Origin of the sequence: Moorena producens PAL-8-15-08-1 (genome assembly GCF_001767235.1) — a bacterium.
Classification (GTDB): domain Bacteria; phylum Cyanobacteriota; class Cyanobacteriia; order Cyanobacteriales; family Coleofasciculaceae; genus Moorena; species Moorena producens_A.
Genome location: NZ_CP017599.1, coordinates 4,837,288 through 4,859,179 on the forward strand (window position 1 = coordinate 4,837,288; position 21,892 = coordinate 4,859,179).

Annotated in this window: 3 protein-coding genes; all 3 read right to left on the minus strand. The window is 40.0% G+C overall.

Translation table 11 applies throughout. The features are described 5' to 3' along the window. Positions 1-15: 15 nt before the first annotated feature. The 3 genes from BJP34_RS17850 to BJP34_RS17860 are packed head-to-tail and all read right to left on the minus strand — an operon-like array spanning position 16 to position 21,862. Positions 16-6,852, minus strand: a complete 6,837-nt coding sequence (locus BJP34_RS17850; protein ID WP_070393506.1) for a type I polyketide synthase — start codon at positions 6,850-6,852, stop codon at positions 16-18. Further along, positions 6,853-13,614 carry a type I polyketide synthase gene (locus BJP34_RS17855; RefSeq protein WP_083305235.1) on the minus strand — a complete coding sequence of 2,254 codons (6,762 nt, stop codon included), beginning with the start codon at positions 13,612-13,614 and terminating at the stop codon, positions 6,853-6,855. It lies immediately after the preceding gene. 1 nt (position 13,615) lies between these two features. After that, positions 13,616-21,862, minus strand: coding sequence for a type I polyketide synthase (locus BJP34_RS17860; RefSeq protein WP_070393507.1), 8,247 nt, complete (start codon positions 21,860-21,862; stop codon positions 13,616-13,618). Between the last annotated feature and the right edge of the window lie 30 nt (positions 21,863-21,892).

Genomic DNA, 21,892 nt, shown 5'->3' on the forward strand with positions numbered 1-21,892 from the left:
AAACCCTATTGTTATTTAAATTAAATTTTCTAATTCTTCAAGTTCTTTAAGAAGTGATGCCTCTAATTCAACTTCTGTCCGTGGGCTAGTGTCTGATAACTCGGATGACTTTTCTTCATATGAGTCAAGCGATCGCAACTCAGTATCCTCTTGTTGAGTATCCGTTAAGTTTAATTTTTGGGCCAAGTAATCTACAAGCTGATTAATTGTAGAATAACTAAAAGCCAGAGAAGATGGAAGCGATCGCTTCAAACTACTTTGCAATTTATTCCTCAACTCCACAGAAGTCAAAGAGTCCATACCTAAATCAAAAAACCCTGTTTCCAAAGCAATTGATTCAGGGTGACTAATCCCCAACACATTAGCCACCTGACGACGCACATGAGCCACCAACAACAAGCGGCGCTCATTAGGTTGTGTAGCCTCCAACTTTAACAGAAAATCTGACTTCGATGGTTCTGCCACCTCCAATATAGTTTCCTGCCAATCCGCCAAAAACCGCCACTGCGTCACTCTCTCCTGCCACAGAGACCAATCAATAGGCACCACCCCTACTTCTACATCCGAACCACTCATCAATAGTTCTAAAGACTCCAATACCTGAGCCGGAGATATTACACCCATCCCCTGCTTACTTGCCCTCACATCTGCACCCCGTTCAGCCGCCTCTCCCACTTGAGAAACTGCTCCCCAATGAATACTCAATCCCGGTAATCCCATAGTTCGACGATAATGAGCCAAACCATCAAGAAAAGCATTAGCACAGGAATGATTTCCCTGACCCGGTGAACCCAACAGAGATGCTGCTGAAGAAAACAGCACAAAAAAGTCCAATGGTTGATTTTGACTCAATTGATGTAAATGCCAAGCACCTTGCACTTTCGGTGCCATCACCCGCTCAAAACTAGACCAACTCTGGTTTTGTAGCACTCCATCTGATAACATTCCCGCCGAATGAATCACTCCTCCTAAGGGTCTATTTGACTCATCTATTCTCTGCAACACACCTGTGATCGATTCCCAATCAGATACATCGGCTATTTCCACTACCACGGACGCTCCTGCCATTTCTAACTCTGTTATTTTTTTGATACCAGCATCATCCGGTGAACGGCGTCCCAACAAGACCAAATGTTTAGCCCCCTTTGACACCATCCAATTAGCTACCAGTAAACCCAAACCTCCCATACCTCCTGTAATCAAATAGCTAGCTCCAGAACGGAAACTTAAGGGCTTTTGAGTCTTACCATCAGCTTGTTGTGCCACTAATTGCCGATGATGACTACCCACCAACCGAGCCACATAACGACCATCCCCACGCCATGCTACCTGGTCTTCGGAATCCTCCGACCAAATTTCTTTAAATAGGGCATCAGCCTGAACCTCTAAAGTCTCCTCTGGGTCCAAGTCTATACGAGTACAGTTCAACTCTGGATGTTCCAAGCTAATCACTTTCCCCATTCCCCACACCGAAGATTGAGCTACTCCTGGTATCACCGGATGATGAGCAGGCACCGCCTGAGCACCATTTGTCACCAACCATAATCGAGGGACAGTTGATAACCCGCCTTTCACCAATGCTTGTACTAAAGATAGAGTTGTGCCACACCCTAACTTCGATAAACTTCCTAACTCCTCAGAATTAATCCCTTGACCCACTCCGGCTTCAGTCGTCCAACATTGTACCACTCCATACAATGATGGTGACTTCCCTGCCACTGTCTCTATTACTTCCTCAAAATCTTTAGCTTGATTAGGATTAATACTAAACTCTCCCGGAGCTATCTGTTGATACTTTTCTCCCGCAAATACTAAAGTACAAACCTCTCCTACTGAGCGGAGTAAAGTAGCTAACTGTTGCCCTACTCCCTTTTTGTCTGCCAGTATCAACCAACTCTTAGAACCATCATTCCTTTGTTCTAACTTCCTTTGAGAGCCTTGAGCTACAATTACCGTTTGCTCTGACAAGGTTTCTGCCATTCCCTCCACTTCTGGCATCGTAACTACTTCAGTAAAACCCGTTTCTCTCAACACATGATGCCATTTGTCTCTACTCAACAAAGGATAATCTGGTCGTAATTCATAATCCCTGAATTTCCACCATCCTTCTAACAGTCCAAATACTAAATCTACCCATATTGTTTTAGCTGTTGCTTCATATAACACCAACATTCCCCCATCTGCTAACAGTTCTCGCACATGAGATAATGTCTGCTTCATATCTGTAGTTGCATGAAGTACATTAGCGGCAATAATTACATCATATTGATGAGCCTCAACTCCTTGACTTTTCGGGTCTACTTCTATGTCTAAAGTTTGATACTTGATGAACTTATAATTTCGGAACTTCTCTTGGGCTTTTGTTGTAAATAATGCCCCTATATCCGTGAATGTATATTCGGTTTGATGGGGATTTAGATGAGGTAGGATATAGCTTGTAGTCCCTCCTGTTCCCGCTCCTATTTCCAACAACCTGAGCCCTCGGCTTTTGGGTAATTTTTCTATAGCTTTGGTGATGGATTTTTTGACTATTGTGTTCATCACCAAAGCTACTGTTGACTCTTCATAAAGTTGAGTTGCTGTGGTCAAATCTCCTTGGGGGAACACTAACTCTACTGGGTCTATTGCTCCTCGTAATACCCCACTTAGTTTAGACCCACAACGAGAGAGTAATGTCAATGCTGCTGTTTCTTCTGGATATTTCTTTTGTAAACTGCTGATTTTTTCAGTCGGCTTGACTTCAGGTAAGGTTTGTGCTATTTCCCACTGCTGATTCTTTGACTTGAGTATTCCTGACTCTGTTAATATTTGCAGCAAACGCTTAAACAGTGGTCGATGGGTAGAAACTACACCTAATTTTTGGGCTGCTACATCAAATGCAAAGCTTTCTGCTGGTTTGTATGACCAACCCATCTCCTGTAATGCTTGTACTATATAATCTCTGCTTAATTCTTCTAAGGTCGTTTGAACAGACACTGTTGTTTCATTATCTACCTGAGTTACTAATTCTGTCAGAGTAGGAGTTAATTTTTGGTTGATTTCTATAGGAGGTATGAGGAAATCTGGTGGTAGTAGTTTACCTAAAATACCTTGGTTTCTCCACTCTACTTCATACAACCAATTTTCTATTGATTCGGTTTCTGTTCCCAGTAGGGTCTGTTTTGTTGCTAGTTTGACTTGTAAACCTTTGAGCTTGGCAATTATTTCTCCTTCTGGAGTTACTATGGTGACAATAGTAGTCAAACTTTCTGGAGTTTCCACTTCTCGACTGATTACTGATGCGTAGGCCCATATACTCAGCCCTGGATTCTTATATACTCTGAATTCTTCTATTCCTACTGGCAGATAAGTTTTGTTATTATCCGTTGCTGGCCGTGCATGAGACATTACTTGCAAGGCGGCATCTAATAGTGCTGGATGGAAATTATAGTCGTTTGTTTGTGTTATCAATTCTTCGGGGAGTTTGATATAACCTAATGCTTGGTTTGAACCTGACCACAATTGTTGAATGCCTTGGAAGCTCTTTCCAAAGTCTATTCCTATTTGTTGACATTTTTGATAATGCTGTTTGACTTCTATTGTTTGATTACATTCACTCTTGTATTTTTCTAGATCAATTTTTGTCTGAGTAGGGGGGGTTGACTCTTTTCTGATTTTTCCTGTGGTTTGGAGTATCCACTCCTGTTGTTCAAGTTGAGAAAATATTTGAAACTTGTAGCTTTGGTTATCTGTTGGGGTGAGTAGGGTTTGGGCATTTGTCAATTCTCCTGTTGGTAGTATCCATCCTCTAGTTATGGTTAGGTCTTCTATTACTATCTGGGATGTTTTTAATAGGTAATTTCCTGCTGCTATTGCTATTTCTAGGTAGCCGGTTGTGGGAAATAGTGCTTGATTAAATACTCGGTGGTCTTTCAGATAGTTGGGGGAGTTTTCTCCTATTTGTGATGCAAATATCTGTTGTTCCCCTGCACAATTTAGCTTTTGACCTAATAGGGGATGGAGGTTTTCCCCTTGGGAAAATTGCCGTTGAGGCCAGAAGTTGTTGTTGGTTTCTACCCAATAACGTTCCCGTTGGAATGGATATGTGGGTAATGCTACTTTCTGACGACTATAGTCGGAGTCAAATCCTGACCAGTCTATTTTTACTCCTTTTACATACAATTTTCCTAAGCTCGATAGCATTTGTTGCCACTCATCCTTCAAAGGCGCAGCATCCTCTGACTTCCCCCTTTCTAAGGGGGACGAGAGGGGGATTTGATTCGGGCGCAATGATGGCAACCATTCTCCCACATCTTCTGTTACACATTGCCTTCCCATTCCTAACAATATTGGTTTGGCTCCGATTTCCAGGAAGGTTTCATATCCTTGCTCCTCTAGAGTTTTCATACTAGTAGCAAATTTTACTGGTTGACGCACATGACGCACCCAATATTCAGCAGTGGTTATTTCTGCACCTACTTCAGTACCTGTAACATTTGATATTAGTGGTATTTTTGGTTCATTATAGGTGACCTGTTTAGCCACTGCTTCAAATTCTGTTAACATTGGTTCCATTAATGGGGAGTGGAAGCCATGGGATACTTGTAATTGTTTGGTCTTAATTCCCTGATTTTTGAATTGAGCACAAATAGTTGCTATAGCTCCACTCTCACCAGAAATTACTATACTTTCTGGTCCGTTAACTGCTGCTATTGTTACTTGGGAAGTATATTCTTTTATAGCCTCTGTTACCTGAGATTCTGATGCCATTACCGATACCATCTCACCACCAGAGGGTAACTTTTGCATCAACTTTCCTCGCATGGCTATTAGTTTGAGACCGTCTTCTAGGCTAAATACTTCGGCAATACAAGCTGCTACATATTCTCCGACGCTGTGACCCATGACTACATTGGGTTTAATTCCCCATGATTCCCATAATTTAAAGAGGGCGTATTCCAGGGCAAATATGGCAGGTTGGGTGTAAGCTGTTTGGTCTAAAATACTTGACTTTTGTGCATCTTTGGGGTAAATGATTTCTAATATAGATGTTTCTAAATAGGGTTGGAGAATTTGATCACATTCCTCTAAAGCTTGACGGAAGGTTGGTGCTTGTTCATACAGTTGTCTTCCCATATTTATATACTGGGAACCTTGGCCTGTGAAGAGAAAGGCTATCTTGGGAACTCCCCTATTTGGCTGTGCTGAAAACACTCCTACTAATTCTTCTTGAGTTTTCCATCCCAGCAGTTTCTCCATTAATTCCTTGGGTTCGGAAGCAATAACCCCTAGTCGATGATTAAAATGGGCTCTGCCTGTAGAGGCTGTATAACATACATCTGCTAGGGCTAACTCGGGATTAGTTTCTAGATAATTTTGATAATTACTGACTAAATCTTCTAAAGCCTTTTCGGTTTTGGCTGACAGAGTTAATAGATGAACTGGACGTTCAATATTATTATTCTGAATTTTGACTTGAGAGGGAGCTTCTTCTATAATTACATGAGCATTAGTGCCACCCATACCAAAAGAACTAACCCCAGCTATGCGACTTTTACCATTTGCCGGCCAAGAGGTCAGCTTAGTCGCGACTTGTACCGGTAGTTGAGCCCAATTAATATAAGGATTTGGTTGCTTGAAATGCAGTGATGGAGCTATTTTCCGATATTGCAGTTGCAAAATCACCTTAATCATACCTGCAATTCCTGCTGCTGACGCCAAATGACCAACATTACTCTTAGCGGAACCAATTATTACCGGGTGCTCTTTAGAATGAGTTGGACCAAATACCGTTCCTATTGCTCCCACTTCAATCGGGTCTCCCAAAGATGTGCCTGTGCCATGAGCTTCTATATAACTAATACTAGCTGGGTCTACTCCTCCATTTTCCAAGGCTTGACCAATCACTGCTTGTTGAGACGGCCTACTAGGTACAGTCAATCCACTGGTATCACCATCATGGTTAATGGCAGTTCCACGAATCACTGCCAGAATATTATCTCCATCGGCAACAGCATCTGACAGACGCTTGAGTATGACCATCCCACATCCTTCACCACCGACAAATCCATCTGCGGTAGAATCAAAAGTCTTGCATCGGCCATAGGGAGATAACATTCCTGCCTTAGAAAGACCGATGTGAAGTTCTGGAGATATTAATACATTTACTCCTCCCGCTAGAGCTAAATTAGACTCTCTATTTCTTAAACTGGTAGTGGCTAAATGAACGCTGACTAGAGAAGAGGAACAACCTGTGTCTACTGCTAAATTAGGACCTTTTAGCCCCAGAAGGTAAGAAATTCTCCCGGATGCTGTACTGTAGGTATTTCCTGAAGCCATATAGGCATCAATTTGTTCAAGGCCTTGAGTTAATATCTTTTGAAGATAGCCATTACCACCAATAGCAACAAAGACACCAGTAGAGCTTCCTTTAAGTTTTTGAGGATTTATTCCTGAACGCTCTAAAGCTTCCCAACTCACTTCTAGAAGTAATCGCTGTTGAGGGTCTAGATGAATTGTTTCTTTGGGAGAAATACCAAAGAAATTGGCATCAAATTCTTGCAGTCGCTCTATGAAGCCTCCATAACGAGTAGACATCTTACCAGGAGCGCTAGGGTCAGAGTCGTAATATTCATCAACAGGCCATCGGTCTGGTGGCACTTCCGTAATCGCATCTACTCCGTTTTGTAAAAGTTCCCAGAAGGCTTCAGGGGTAGATGCGCCTCCTGGAATACGGCAACCCATTCCAATTATGGCGATCGCTTCAGATTGATCTTGATTTTTAAGTCGATCAACTTCAGCTTCTAACTTACTAATTTTTTTTAATGCCATTTGCATCAGTTGGGCATACTCTTTTTCCTGATTAGTAATCATTTAAATACCTCCTAATTTTTCTGCGAGTTCTTTAGCAATCCTATCTATTTGAAGATTTTGCTGGGAATCACTGTTGACCTTATCGCTGTCATTCTCTTCTAAAATCAGTAAATCTTTAGCAAAATAATTTACCATATCTTTAATTTTAGGGTAGTCCAAAGCTATAGTTGATGGAAGCGATAGCTTCAAGCTACTTTGCAACTTATTCCTCAACTCCACAGAAGTCAAAGAGTCCATACCCAAATCAAAAAAACCTGTATCCATTGCAATTGATTCAGGATCACTAATCCCCAACACTTGAGCCACTTGACGACGCACATGAGCCACCAACAACAAGCGACGCTCATTAGGTGGTTTAGCCTCCAACTTTAACAGAAAATCTGACTTCGATGGTTGGGCCACCTCCAATATAGTTTCCTGCCAATCCGCTAAAAACGGCCACTGTGCCACTCTCTCCTGCCACAGAGACCACTCAATAGGCAACACCCCTACTTCCACATCCGAACCACTCATCAATAGTTCCAAAGACTCCAATAGCTGAGCCGGAGATATTACACCCATCCCATTCTTACTGAGCATAGCGGTCATATCTGCATCTCGCCCGGCCGCCCGTCCCACTTGAGAAACTACACCCCAATGAATACTCAATCCCGGTAATCCCATAGTTCTACGATAATGAGCTAAACCATCAAGAAACCCATTAGCAGCAGAATAATTTGCCATGCCCTGACCCAATGAACCCAACAGAGATGTTGCTGAAGAAAACAGCACAAAGAAGTCTAATGGTTGACTTTGAGTCAATTGATGCAAGTGCCAAGCACCTTGAACTTTCGGTTCCATCACCTGTTCAAAACTAGACCAAGTCTGATTTCGTAGCACTCCATTTGATAGCACCATCACAGAATGAATCACTCCTCCTAAGGGTCTGTTTGACTCCTCAATCCTCTGCCACACCCCTTTCATCGACTCCAAATCAGTCACATCGGCCTTTTCCACCACCACTTCTGCTCCTGCCATTTCTAACTCTGTTATTTTTTTCCTAGTAGCATCATCCGGTGAACGGCGTCCTAACAATATCAAATGTTTAGCCCCCTTTGACACCATCCAATTAGCTACCAGTAAGCCTAAAGCTCCCATACCTCCTGTAATCAAATAGCTAGCTCCAGAACGGAAACTTAAAGGCTTTTGAGTCTTACCATCAGCTTGTTGTGCCACTAATTGCCGATGACGACTACCCACCAACCGAGCCACATAACGACCATCCCCACGCCATGCTACCTGGTCTTCCCTATCCTCCGACCAAATTTCTTTAAATAGGGCATCAGCCTGACCCTCTAGAGTCTCCTCTGGATCCAAATCTATACGAGTACAGTTCAACTCTGGATGTTCCCAGCTAATCACTTTCCCCATTCCCCACACCGAAGATTGAGCTACTCCTGGTATTACCGGATAATTATCAGGCACCGCCTGAGCACCACTTGTCACTAACCATAATCGAGGGACAGTTGATAACCCGCCTTTCACCAATGCTTGTACCAAATATAAGCTCGTCCCACACCCAAGCTTCGACAAACTTCCTAACTCCTCAGAATTAATCCCTTGACCCACTCCGGCTTCAGTCGTCCAACATTGTACCACTCCATACAATGATGGTGACTTCCCTGCCACTGTCTCTATTACTTCCTCAAAATCTTTAGCAAGATTCGGATTAATACTAAATTCTCCCGGAGCTATCTGTTGATACTTTTCTCCCGCAAATACTAAAGTACAAACCTCTCCTACTGAGCGGAGTAAGGTCGCTAACTGTTGCCCTACTCCCTGAGAGTCTGCCAGTATCAACCAACTCTTAGAACCATCATTCCTTGGTTCTAACTTCGTTGGAGAGCCTTGAGCTACAATTACCGTTTGCCCTGACAAGGTTTCTGCCATTCCCTCCACTTCTGGCATCGTAACTACTTCAGTAAAACCCGTTTCTCTCAAAACATGATGCCATTTGTCTCTACTCAACAAAGGATAATCTGGTCGTAATTCATAATCCCTGAATTTCCACCATCCTTCTAACAGTCCAAATACTAAATCTACCCATATTGTTTTAGCTGTTGCTTCATATAACACCAACATTCCCCCATCTGCTAATAGTTCTCGCACATGGGATAACGTCTGCTTCATATCTGTCGTTGCATGAAGTACATTAGCGGCAATAATTACATCATAGTGATGAGCCTCAACTCCTTGAGTTGTCGGGTCTACTTCTATGTCTAAAGTTTGATACTTGATGAACTTATAATCCCGGAATTTATCTTGAGCTTTGGCTGTAAATAATGCCCCTATATCCGTGAATGTATATTCGGTTTGATGGGGATTTAGATGAGGTAGAATATAGCTTGTAGTCCCTCCTGTTCCCGCTCCTATTTCCAACAACCTGAGCCCTCGGCTTTTGGGTAATTTTTCTATAGCTTTGGTGATGGATTTTTCTACTATTGTGTTCATCACCAAAGCTACTGTTGACTCTTCATATAGTTGAGTCGCTGTACTCAAATCTCCTTGGGGGAACACTAACTGGACTGGGTCTATTGCTCCTCGTAATACCCCACTTAGTTTAGAGCCACAACGAGAGAGTAGTGTCAATGCTGCTGTTTCTTCTGGATATTTCTTTTGTAAACTGCTGATTTTTTCAGTCGGCTTGACTTCAGGTAAGGTTTGTGCTATTTCCCACTGCCTATTATTTGACTTGAGTATTCCTGACTCTGTTAATATTTGCAGCAAACGCTTAAACAGTGGTCGATGGGTAGGAACTACACCTAATTTTTGGGCTGCTACATCAAATGCAAAGCTTTCTGCTGGTTTGTATGACCAACCCATCTCCTGTAATGCTTGTACTATATAATCTCTGCTTAATTCTTCTAAGCTTGTTTGAACAGACACTGTTGTTTCATTATCTACCTGAGTTACTAATTCTGTCAGAGTAGGAGTTAATTTTTGGTTGATTTCTATAGGAGGTATGAGGAAATCTGGTGGTAGTAGTTTACCTAAAATACCTTGGTTTCTCCACTCTACTTCATACAACCAATTTTCTATTGATTCGGTTTCTGTTCCCAGTAGGGTCTGTTTTGTTGCTAGTTTGACTTGTAAACCTTTGAGCTTGGCAATTATTTCTCCTTCTGGAGTTACTATGGTGACAATAGTAGTCAAACTTTCTGGAGTTTCCACTTCTCGACTGATTACTGATGCGTAGGCCCATATACTCAGCCCTGGATTCTTATATACTCTGAATTCTTCTATTCCTACTGGCAGATAAGTTTTGTTATTATCCGTTGCTGGCCGTGCATGAGACATTACTTGCAAGGCGGCATCTAATAGTGCTGGATGGAAATTATAGTCGTTTGTTTGTGTTATCAATTCTTCGGGGAGTTTGATATAACCTAATGCTTGGTTTGAACCTGACCACAATTGTTGAATGCCTTGGAAGCTCTTTCCAAAGTCTATTCCTATTTGTTGACATTTTTGATAATGCTGTTTGACTTCTATTGTTTGATTACATTCACTCTTGTATTTTTCTAGGTCAATTTTTGTCTGAATAGGGGGGGTTGACTCTTTTCTGATTTTTCCTGTGGTGTGGAGTATCCACTCCTGTTGTTCAAGTTGAGAAAATATTTGAAACTTGTAGCTTTGGTTATCTGTTGGGATGAGTATGGTTTGGGCATTTGTCAATTCTCCTGTTGGTAGTATCCATCCTCTAGTTATGGTTAGGTCTTCTATTACTATCTGGGGTGTTTTTAATTGGTGATTTCCTGCTGCTATTGCTATTTCTAGGTAGCCGGTTGTGGGAAATAGTGCTTGATTAAATACTCGGTGATCCTTCAGATAGTTGGGGGAGTTTTCTCCTATTTGTGATGCAAATATTTGTTGTTCCCCTGCACAATTTAGCTTTTGACCTAATAGGGGATGGAGGTTTTTCCCTTGGGAAAATTGCTGTTGAGGCCAGAAGTTGTTGTTGGTTTCTACCCAATAACGTTCCCGTTGGAATGGATATGTGGGTAAGGCTACTTTCTGACGATTATAATCAGAGTCAAACCCTGACCAATCTATTTTGACTCCTTTTACATACAATTTTCCTAAACTCGATAGCATTTGTTGCCATTCATCCACTCCTGGACGCAATGATGGTAACCATTCTCCTACGTCTTCTGTTACACATTGTCTGCCCATTCCTAACAATATCGGCTTAGAGCCTATCTCCAGGAAGGTTTCATATCCTTGCTCTTCCAGAGTTTTCATACTCTGGGCAAATCTTACTGGTTGACGCACATGAGTTACCCAATATTCAGCAGTGGTTATTTCTGCACCTACTTCAGTACCTGTAACATTTGATATTAGTGGTATTTTTGGTTCATTATAGGTGACCTGTTTAGCCACTGCTTCAAATTCGGTTAACATTGGTTCCATTAATGGGGAGTGAAAGCCATGGGACACCTGTAATTGTTTGGTCTTAATTCCCATGTTTTTGAATGTATCACAAATAGTTGCTATAGCTCCACTGTTACCAGAAATTACTATACTTTCTGGTCCGTTAACTGCTGCTATTGTTACTTGGGAACTATATTCTTTTATAGCCTCTGTTACCTGAGATTCTGATGCCATTACCGATACCATCTCACCACCAGAGGGTAACTGTTGAATCAACTTTCCTCGCATGGCTATTAGTTTGAGACCGTCTTCTAGGCTAAATACTCCTGCAACGGTTGCTGCTACATATTCTCCTACACTGTGACCCATGACTACATTAGGCTTGATTCCCCATGAATCCCATAATTTAAAGAGGGCGTATTCCAGGGCAAATATGGCGGGTTGGGTGTAAGCTGTTTGGTCTAAAATACTTAACTTTTGTGCATCTTTGGGGTAGATGATTTCTAATATAGATGTTTCTAGATCGGGTTTGAGAATTTGATCACATTGCTCTAAGGCTTGACGGAAGGTTGGTGCTTTTTCATACAGTTGTCTTCCCATATTTATATACTGGGAACCTTGGCCTGTGAAGAGAAAGGCTATTTGGGGACTTTCACTATTTGGTTGTCCTGAAAATACTCCAACTAATTCTGACTCAGTTTTCCACCCAAGTAGTTTCTCTATTAATTCCTTCGGCTCAGAAGCAATAACCCCTAGCCGATGATTAAAATGCACTCTGCCTGTAGAAGCTGTATAACATACATCTGCTAGTGCTAACTCGGGATGAGTTTCTAGATAATTTTGATAACTACTGACTAAATCTTCTAGAGCTTTTTCTGTTTTCCCTGACAGAGTTAATATATGAACCGGACGTTCTAGATATTCTTCACTTCTGACTTCTGACTTCTGACTTCTAACTTCAGTCGGAGCTTCTTCCAAAACTATATGAGCATTAGTACCACCCATACCAAAGGAACTAACTCCTGCTAGTCTTGGTTTTCCTTCGCCAGACCAAGGAATTAATGAAGTAGGAATTTTAATTGGTAATCTATCCCAATCTACATGAGGGTTAGGTTGTTGTAAATGTAAATGAGGCGGTATCTCTTGATGCTGAAGCGCTAAAATAACCTTTATCAAAGATGATACACCTGCTGCTGCCTCTAAATGCCCAATATTAGTCTTGACTGACCCCACAATTAAAGGCTGATCTGCTGGACGATTTTTACCGTATACTTCTGCCAAAGCTTCTATTTCAATTGGATCTCCTAAGGAAGTTCCTGTACCGTGAGCCTCCAAATAGCTAATTTGATGAGGTTCTAACTTGGCATTTGTCAGAGCTTGTTGAATTACCTGTTTTTGAGCCATTCTATTTGGAGCTGTCATACCACTACTTGGCCCATCGTGATTAACAGCAGAACCTCGAATAAGAGCTAAGATTGAGTCCCCATCAGAAATAGCATCGGACAAACGCTTCAAAACAACTATACCACATCCTTCTCCCTGACCATAACCATTTGCACTAGCATCAAAGGTTTTGCAACGACCGTCAGGGGATAGTGCTTTCAATTGGCAACGACCAATAGTGCTGATGGGCGATAATATTAAATTGACTCCACCCACTAATGCTAAGTGTGATTCTCCGGAACGTAAGCTCTGACAAGCAAGATGGATAGCAACTAAAGAACTTGAACAAGCTGTATCTACCTGTATATTAGACCCTTGCAAACCTAAGAGATTAGAAATACGACCTACACCAATACTTCTATTATTACCAAGAACTGAGTAAGTACCTGCTCCATTTTGATTTTGATTGATACTCAGAGCAGAATAGTCATCTGTGGAAATTCCCATGAATACACTTGTCTGACTATTCTTAAGGTTTGACCAGGTTTGTCCAGAATTTTCCAGTGCTTCCCATGTTACTTCTAAAAGTAATCTGTGCTGAGGGTCTAAACTAACTGCTTCTTTTGGAGAGATACCAAAAAACAGAGGGTCAAACTGGTCAACTTGATCTATAAAGCCCCCTTCTTTAGTGTAGCTTTTCCCGGGAACTTCTGGGTCTGGATCGTAATTAGCGCTCACATCCCAACGCTCAGGAGGAACTGGTCTAATTGCATCTATACCATCATGTAATAAGTTCCAGTATGTTGATGGGTCATTAGCTCCTCCTGGAAATCGACAGGCCATACCAACAATTGCGATCGGTTCCGTTTTGGCATTGTTTACTGCTTCCAGCCTACTTCGCATCTCCTTCAAAGTTTGAAGCATTTTCTGCGATAAGAAGTTTTGTTGGCTTGTTTGAGAAATATTATTCACTTTAGTTGCCCTCCTTCAGTAAAGCTTCGATTTCTTGTAATTCTGAAGCGATTGCACTATCAATTTCCCCTTCCCATTCTGTCTCTGTATTCAGAGCAGTTATATTTTGTTGGTTTTGACTATTATCTTCAAGATTAACTTCTGTATCTTGATCTTGTCTATCTTGGAATATGTCTTTGAGCAAGTATATTGCTAAATCCTGAATACAAGAAAATTCAAACAATGTAGCTGTACTTATAGAAACACCCAAATTATAACTTAACAAATTTCTGAGTTCAACAGCCATTAAGGAATCCATTCCCATTTTAAAAAAGCCTAAATCTGTAGGGGGAAGTTTAGATGTTGAGAAGCCTAAGAGTTTACCTATTTTTGCTTGTAGATAATTAACCATCATCGGGTTGCGTTTGCTATCCACTGCTGCTATCAGTTGTTGCCGGATTTTTTTATTCTCTGTTTCTTTTTGTTGTTGTTTTGCAGCTAAGGTATCTAAGCATAGCATTTTTACACCACCAGGCAAATTATCCCTAAATATCTGCCAATTTATCGGTAATACCCCTACTTGACTAACTGGCTGCAATAATAAACCCCCTAATACTTCTAATCCTTTTTCTGGGGATATAAAACTCATTCCTGTTGTCCGCATACGACTGTGATATTGACTCCCAAGATTAGCTGCCATTCCTCCTGCCTCCCAAGCACCCCAGTTAATACTTAATCCTGGTAATCCCATACTTTGACGATAACTAGCTAAAGTATCCATAAAGGCATTCCCAGCAGCATAGTTTCCTTGACCTGCTGTACCAAGTAAGGATGCTATGGAGGAAAAACAAACAAAGAAGTCTAGTGGTAATTTCTGAGTTAAATTATGCAAGTGCCAAGCTCCTTGCAATTTTGGTTTCATAACTTTCCAGAAACGTTCCCAACTCATATGCTGTATCAGGCCGTCATCCAGTACTCCTGCTGCATGAATCACCCCTCGTAATGGTATTTGAGATTTCTCGATCTGTTCCAGGATGCTCGCGACATCCTGTTCCTTAGATACATTTCCTAATATAACTGAGATTCTGGCTCCTGCTTGTTCTAACTGGCGAATAATTTCCTTAGCTATTTCTGAGGGAGGGCGACGCCCAATTAATACTATATGTCCTGCTCCCTGTTTAACCATCCATTGAGCTACTTCTAATCCCAAAACTCCCAAACCACCAGTTACTAAGTAACTTCCTTCTGCTTTCAATTTTATTTGTTGCTGTTTTTCTGAGCTTGGATTCTGCGTTCGCCTTGTTAACCTAGGTACATAGCGCACTCCTCCACGAATTGCTATTTGGTCTTCATCATCAGGATTTAATAGTTCTTTGCCTAATGCTTCTAAGCTGTTCTTAGTTTTGTCTAAATCAACGCGCCTACATTTTAATTCTGGGTGTTCTAATGCTATTACCCTACCCAAACCCCATAGAGATGCTTGCTGCACTGCTAATTTATTTTGATTTTCTTCTATTCTTTGTGTTTCTTGAGTCACTAACCATAGAGGCACTATTGATTTCGAGTCTGACACCAATGCTTGCACTAAATGTAGTACGCTTGCACAACCTAGTTCTTGAGAATTTTCTAAATCTTCTGTTGATGTATTCATACTCCATAAATGAACTACCCCTTCTAATATATTTTGAGTAGTCAATAAATCTTTCATTAGTTGTCGAAAATCTTGTGCATTAATAGGATTCAGTTGATAATGTTGTTGGTCTATTTGTTTGTAACTATAGCCTGGAGTTACAATCACATAATTCCTATTTTCTTTTTCTAAAACTGTTTTTAATTCTTGGGTTTTATCATCAGTAAATATTAGCCAATATCCTGGTTGATCTGGTAATATTGAATTTTGATATTTACTTGCTTGCCACTTCAGTTCATAAACCCATTGTTTGACTGATACTTCAGAGTAAGATGACAGTTGATTTAGTATTTCCTGGTTCAACTGATAATTTTCATCTTGTTCTAGATTCTCTTGTTTTTTTGCAGTTAGTAATACATAGCTAGCTAATCCTTTTGTCATAAGTTTTCCTAACTGATTGTAGGATTGGAAAGCAGATTTGATATTTTCATCGGATTTCTTTTTGTATAGCTGATTGAGATTTTCTTCAAATTCAGGATCGTACAAATAGTTCGCTATTTCCTGACTTATATCTATAGCACTAATAAGTTGTAGATGATTTCCTGAAAGTTGCTCTATCCAATGTTGTTTATTTATAAAGTAAGATGAAGTTTCTTCATGGTCAATATCAAAATCACCATTGGCAATAAAATCAGCCATTACTAATAATCCTTCTTCCTGAAGATGCCTACTTATATTAGAGAATAACAGTGATTTATTTTTAATATGATGAGCAACTTCAAATCCGAATACAAGGTTATAAGTATCAGGAAACTCGTCTTTGGAGCTATCTCGGTTAAAAATTTGTATCTGCTTTTCCAATTGATAGGAATTGACTTTATTTATGGCAAATTTAGCTTGTCCGCTAGAAATTGTATAACCATGTAATTGTAGATGTGGGTAATCTTTGGCTAATGTGATTAAATCAGAACCATATCCACAACCAAAATCTAATACTTTTTTTGTGGATGAAAAATCTACTTTTGAAAAACACAGATTTCGTAACTCTTTCTGTGACTCCAGTAAAGCTATTCGATGTATTGGATTTTGATTAGCTTCAGTAAACCCTTTCAACCAGGAAAAGCCAGAAATAATTTCTGGTAATATACCAAAAGTTAGGAATTGTAGAGAGTTATTTTCTTCCTGTTCTTCTTTACTTAATTTGATTTCACTAACTTCTGTAAAAGAATTATAGTAGTCATGAATTACATTACCTTGAAATCGAAAATCATCTTGGTGACGATTAACTAAAACTTTTAGTATATTGGGCAACAAATTTTGCTCTTCTATGGTTAATTCTTCAGAAAGTTTCAAATCTTGGATTAGTCCTTCTATATCACCTTTATCAAGTAATTTTGTAACTAAACTTAATCTATTATCGTCAGCTTTTTGATATTGATTTTTAGAAGTATCTATCCAATAACTTTCTCTTTGAAATGGATAAGTAGGCAATTCTACTTTCTGACGATCATAATCTTGGTCAAACCCTAACCAATCTATTTTCGCACCCCGTACATACAACTCCCCTAAACTTGATAGCATTTTTTGCCACTCATCTACTCCCGGTCGTAATGATGGCAACCATTCTCCTTCATTCTCTGGCAAACATTGCCTTCCCATGCCTAATAATATTGGTTTCGGTCCGATTTCTAAGAATATTTTACATCCTTCCTGATGAAGGGTTTTAATACTTTGGGCAAATCTTACTGGTTCTCGCACATGACGAACCCAATATTCAGCAATAGTTATTTCCGCACCTACTTTTTCACCAGTCACATTTGATATTATTGGTATTTTAGGTTGATTATAGGTTACTTCTTTAGCTACTGCTGCAAATTCTGACAACATTGGTTCCATCAATGGTGAATGAAAAGCATGAGAGACCTGTAGACGCTTGGTTTTAACCCCCACTCCTTCTAACTTCCGACAAATATTTGCGATCGCTCTACTCTCACCTGAAATTACTATACTTTCAGGTCCATTTATAGCTGCCATTGTTACTTGGGAACTATATTCTCCTATAGCCTCTGTTACTTGAGATTCTGATGCCATGACGGATACCATCTCACCACCTGATGGTAATTTTTGCATCAACTGTCCCCGCATAGCTATTAGTTTGAGACCATCTTCTAGGCTAAATACTCCTGCTAATGTTGCTGCTACATATTCTCCTACACTGTGACCCATCACTACATTGGGTTTGATTCCCCATGATTCCCATAATTTAGCTAGGGCGTATTCTATAGCAAACAAAGCAGGTTGGGTAAAAGCTGTTTGGTCTAATAAAGAAGAACTAGACTCTTGTGCATCTTTAGGGTAGATGATTTCTAATAGAGGTACTTCCAGATAAGGTTGTAGAATTTCATCACATTCCTCTAAAGCTTGACGGAAAGTTGGTGCAAGTTCATAAAGTTGTCTTCCCATATTCACATACTGGGAACCTTGACCTGTGAACAGGAACGCTAATTTGGGAGAACTACTCTCACTTGATAGTTTTCCTGAAAATACTCCGACGATTTCCTGCCCTGCTTTGTGTTCCAGAAGTTTTTGCGTTAATTCTTGTAGATTAGTAGCAATGATCCCTAGTCGATGGTTAAACTGAGCGCGTCCAGTGTTAGCTGTATAGCATACATCTGCTAGGGCTAACTCGGGATTAGTTTCTAGATAATTTTGATAATTACTGACTAACTCATTCAGAGCTTTTTCTGTTTTCGCTGACAGAGTTAACAAATGAGGCTGCTCATGGTGTTGACTTTTAACTTGACTTGGTACTTCTTCAACAATAACGTGAGCATTTGTTCCACTGAAACCAAAAGAACTTACCCCAGCCACACGACTCTCTGAGTCATCGTATTTTTCCCATGCCTTACCCTCCATCGGAATCATACCAGGAATCCCTGCTAAACTCATATAAGGATTCAGCTCCCTCAAATGTAAATGAGGTGGTATATACTTATTTTGCAGCGACAATACCACCTTGATTAACCCGGCAATACCCGCAGCTGCTTCGGCATGACCAATATTTGTCTTCACTGAACCAATCATTAGAGGGCGTTCCGAACCACGATTTTCTCCATACACCGCTTCCAGAGCTTTAATTTCTACTGGGTCTCCCAAAGAAGTACCCGTACCATGGGCTTCTATATAAGACACCTGATTCGCAGACATTCCTGCTACAGACAAGGCTTTCTGAATCACCGCTTCTTGAGCTGATTGATTTGGTGCAGTCATTCCATTGCTACCACCATCCTGATTAATTGCTGTGCCCCGCACCACGGCTATTATCCTATCTTGATCTGCTATGGCCTGTTTCAATGACTTGAGAACTACAACTCCACACCCTTCACTCCGTACATAACCATTTGCAGAAGCATCAAAAGTCTTACAACGTCCATCTGGTGATAACATCCCTGCTTGAGAAAAACTAACACTCAACTCAGGAGACAACAATAAATTCACCCCTGAGGCCAAAGCCAATTCACATTCACCATTCCGTATACTTTGACAAGCTAAATGAACAGCACTTAGAGATGATGAACAAGCAGTATCTACTGTTATGGCTGGACCATTCAATTTCAAAAAGTAGGATAATCTTCCCGCACCGATAGCACTAGAACTACCTGTGGCAAAATAGAGGTTTAAATCTTGCTCCTGAGAATGTTTGTACTGTAGCTGTTCATAATCATGAAAAGCAATACCTACAAATACTCCTGTTTCTGTTCCCGAAAGGGATTCTGGATTAATCCCAGCATTTTCTAGTGCCTTCCAGTTTTCTTCTATTAATATACGTTGTTGTGGATCTATGTGTATAGCTTCACGGGGCGAAATATGGAAAAAATCTGCATCAAATTTGTCAATTTTAGAAATAAAACCACCATAACGACTAGATATTTTTCCTGGTTTATTTTTATCGGGATTGTAATATTTTTCAATATCCCAACGATTCAGAGGTACTTCCGTAATTGCATCAATGCCATTACACAGCAGTGACCAATACTTTTGGGGGCTATCAGCATCTCCAGGAAACCGACAAGCCGTTCCTATAATTGCTATCCCATTTTCTAATTGAACTGCCGAAAAAACTGATTCAGGTTTTTCAGCTTTTGGCTCTAGTTGTGCGATTTTTGGCAAGAACTCAGAAATCTTCTTTTGTTTAGCTGGTGTTTCTCCCTTAAAATAACTAGCGATCGCCTTGGTAGTTCCATACTTAAAGAAGAAATTAGGCTCTATTTTTACTTCCAGCTTTTTCTCCAATAAATATTTAAGTTCCAACAGTTCTAAGGACTCGATTCCCATCTCCATCAGTGGACGTTCAGAATCAAAAGAGTGTTTCTTATTCATCACTCCCCGAACACAACCAGCTACAACTTCATCTACATCCTCTTTTCTTTCTACTTTTACCTGCTGATTTTTTTCAACTTCTACACCATCAAAACGTTGACGATGATGAATATCGTATTCTATCAGAACACCACAACCTTTATTCTCTATATCCTTGGGGCGATAACCAGGAATAACTTTTTTAAGTTTTGCCCCATGAATCTGATGAAAGCGCAAAATCTGGTCTACCAGTAGCCCTGAATCATTTTTTTTGTGGATATATTCTGCCATTGGCATTGGGGAATAGTCTGGATAATTACGACAACGAGTTACTCCCACAACCCTTTCCACACCACCCATCACAGCACAATACTGAAGCATCCATTCCAGTAATTGATCCCCCAACCCTTGATTTTGCAACTCTGGTAAAATATTCGTAGCTAGTAATTGTATCACTACTCCTGATTCAGTATGTAATGACGGCACTTCGACAAAGGTTCTATTCTCCAAAACTTCAATATTATCAATCTTTTGGGAATAGATAGCTCCAACAATCTTTTCCTCAAGCTCCAAAACAAACTGCCCTTGTGGAAAATTCCAAATCCGCCTCTGGATTTCTTCTTTGTCAACCCGAAGATTTTCTGACCAACACAATGCCTCTAGTGCTATTAAATCTGGTAAATCCTTAATTGTCGGATGGCGCAACTTATAAGGCTTTTTCTCAAAACAATTGAGGGTAATACGACTAAAGGGAAAATTCTGAGGATATCGTTTTGAGAACTCCCACTTGGGGAACAAACCTACTTCGGCAGCACAACTGAGAAATACATCAGCTTCCACCAGATATTGACTTGAGAAAGCTTGTAAAGCATCAAAATGCAGGCTATTACTACTGTCTAAAAATCTGTTGACTACTTTTGGTTCTAAACAATGAACTTCCAGAATCATCATCCCATGTTTAGTAACCACAGAAGACCATCTTTCCAAATGTTCTACCAAGCTTTGTACCATAATCTTGGCCGGAATCAAACCTCCGTCTGAATCTACGTAAACCCCTTGGTAACACAGTTGGCTCCGCCTTTTTGCTGCTTCTAAATTTTGGGGAGGTATAAATGGACGATCATGGTCCAAAAAGGAGCGAATGTGGAGAATTTTTTCTGGATCATCAATTCCTTGAGTTTTTAAGTCGGATATCATTTGTTGTGGGTTTCCAATATCCCCCTTAATTAGCAAGTTAGGAATACCTGCTAAAGTCAATGCCGACTCTTGCAACGATGCTTGGTTATAATCTACTCCAATCATCTGCACTGGATATTTGTCTAGCACTTTTCCCCTAGCAGATTTTGTACTAATTACTTGATAAACCCGTTTGATCAGTGTACCATCGCCACAACCCATATCTACAACATAGTTTGGTTGTTCAGAATAGGGTAACTGATTAAAAATAGTCAGAATAAATTCATCTACATCAGCAAAAAACTTCTGGTGTTGAAAACCACTACTAATCACATTTAATTTTCGATCAATGTGACTTTCGCTTCCCTGTTTATCCCTATAAAATACAGTTTGACAATCTCCAAATAATACATCAAAAATCTGCAACAACATAGGAGTATAGGAAGCAGTAACTCCAGTAATTAGTATTCTATCTACTATAAATTTACCAACATCAGTTAAGTATAAATTATTTTTATCATCAGTCGATTGTTGGCTGTGTTGTTGGATATGTATAAAACTTTTTTCAGCCCATCCTTTAGCCAGAAACAATCTTGATAATTCTTCTCGTATATGAGGACTCACACCAGATAATAAAGGCTTTTCTTCATCTACTGCTAATAAATTATACTTGTGAAGCCCTAGCATAATTGGTATTATTAAGACCCCATCTAAGAAATCGGCAATTGTTCTATCATTAATATGCCATTGTTGTTGAGAAAGCTCTATCCAAATGTTAAGAATACCAGGGTTTTCTTTTCCTAGTAAGTATGATTCTATGGGTAATTTGTATAACTCTAATATTTCTTCAGGAATGGAATAGTATGCTTGATAATTATCCGTGATAGAGTATTCATAAACCTCATTTTTTGATAACCAACCTAGGGATTCCATCATTTTTAAGGCTACTTGCAAATGACCTGTATTTGCCCCTAGAGTATTAGCTATTTGCCGGTGGGTTATTCTCTTTTGTTTTATTAAGTCAAATAATCCCTTTTCTCTACAGGCTAAGATTACAGGAATAGAAACAAACCCATATTGATAACGATTAATTAACTCCAGCATTTTTTTTATACCAATTATTTATTAGATTTT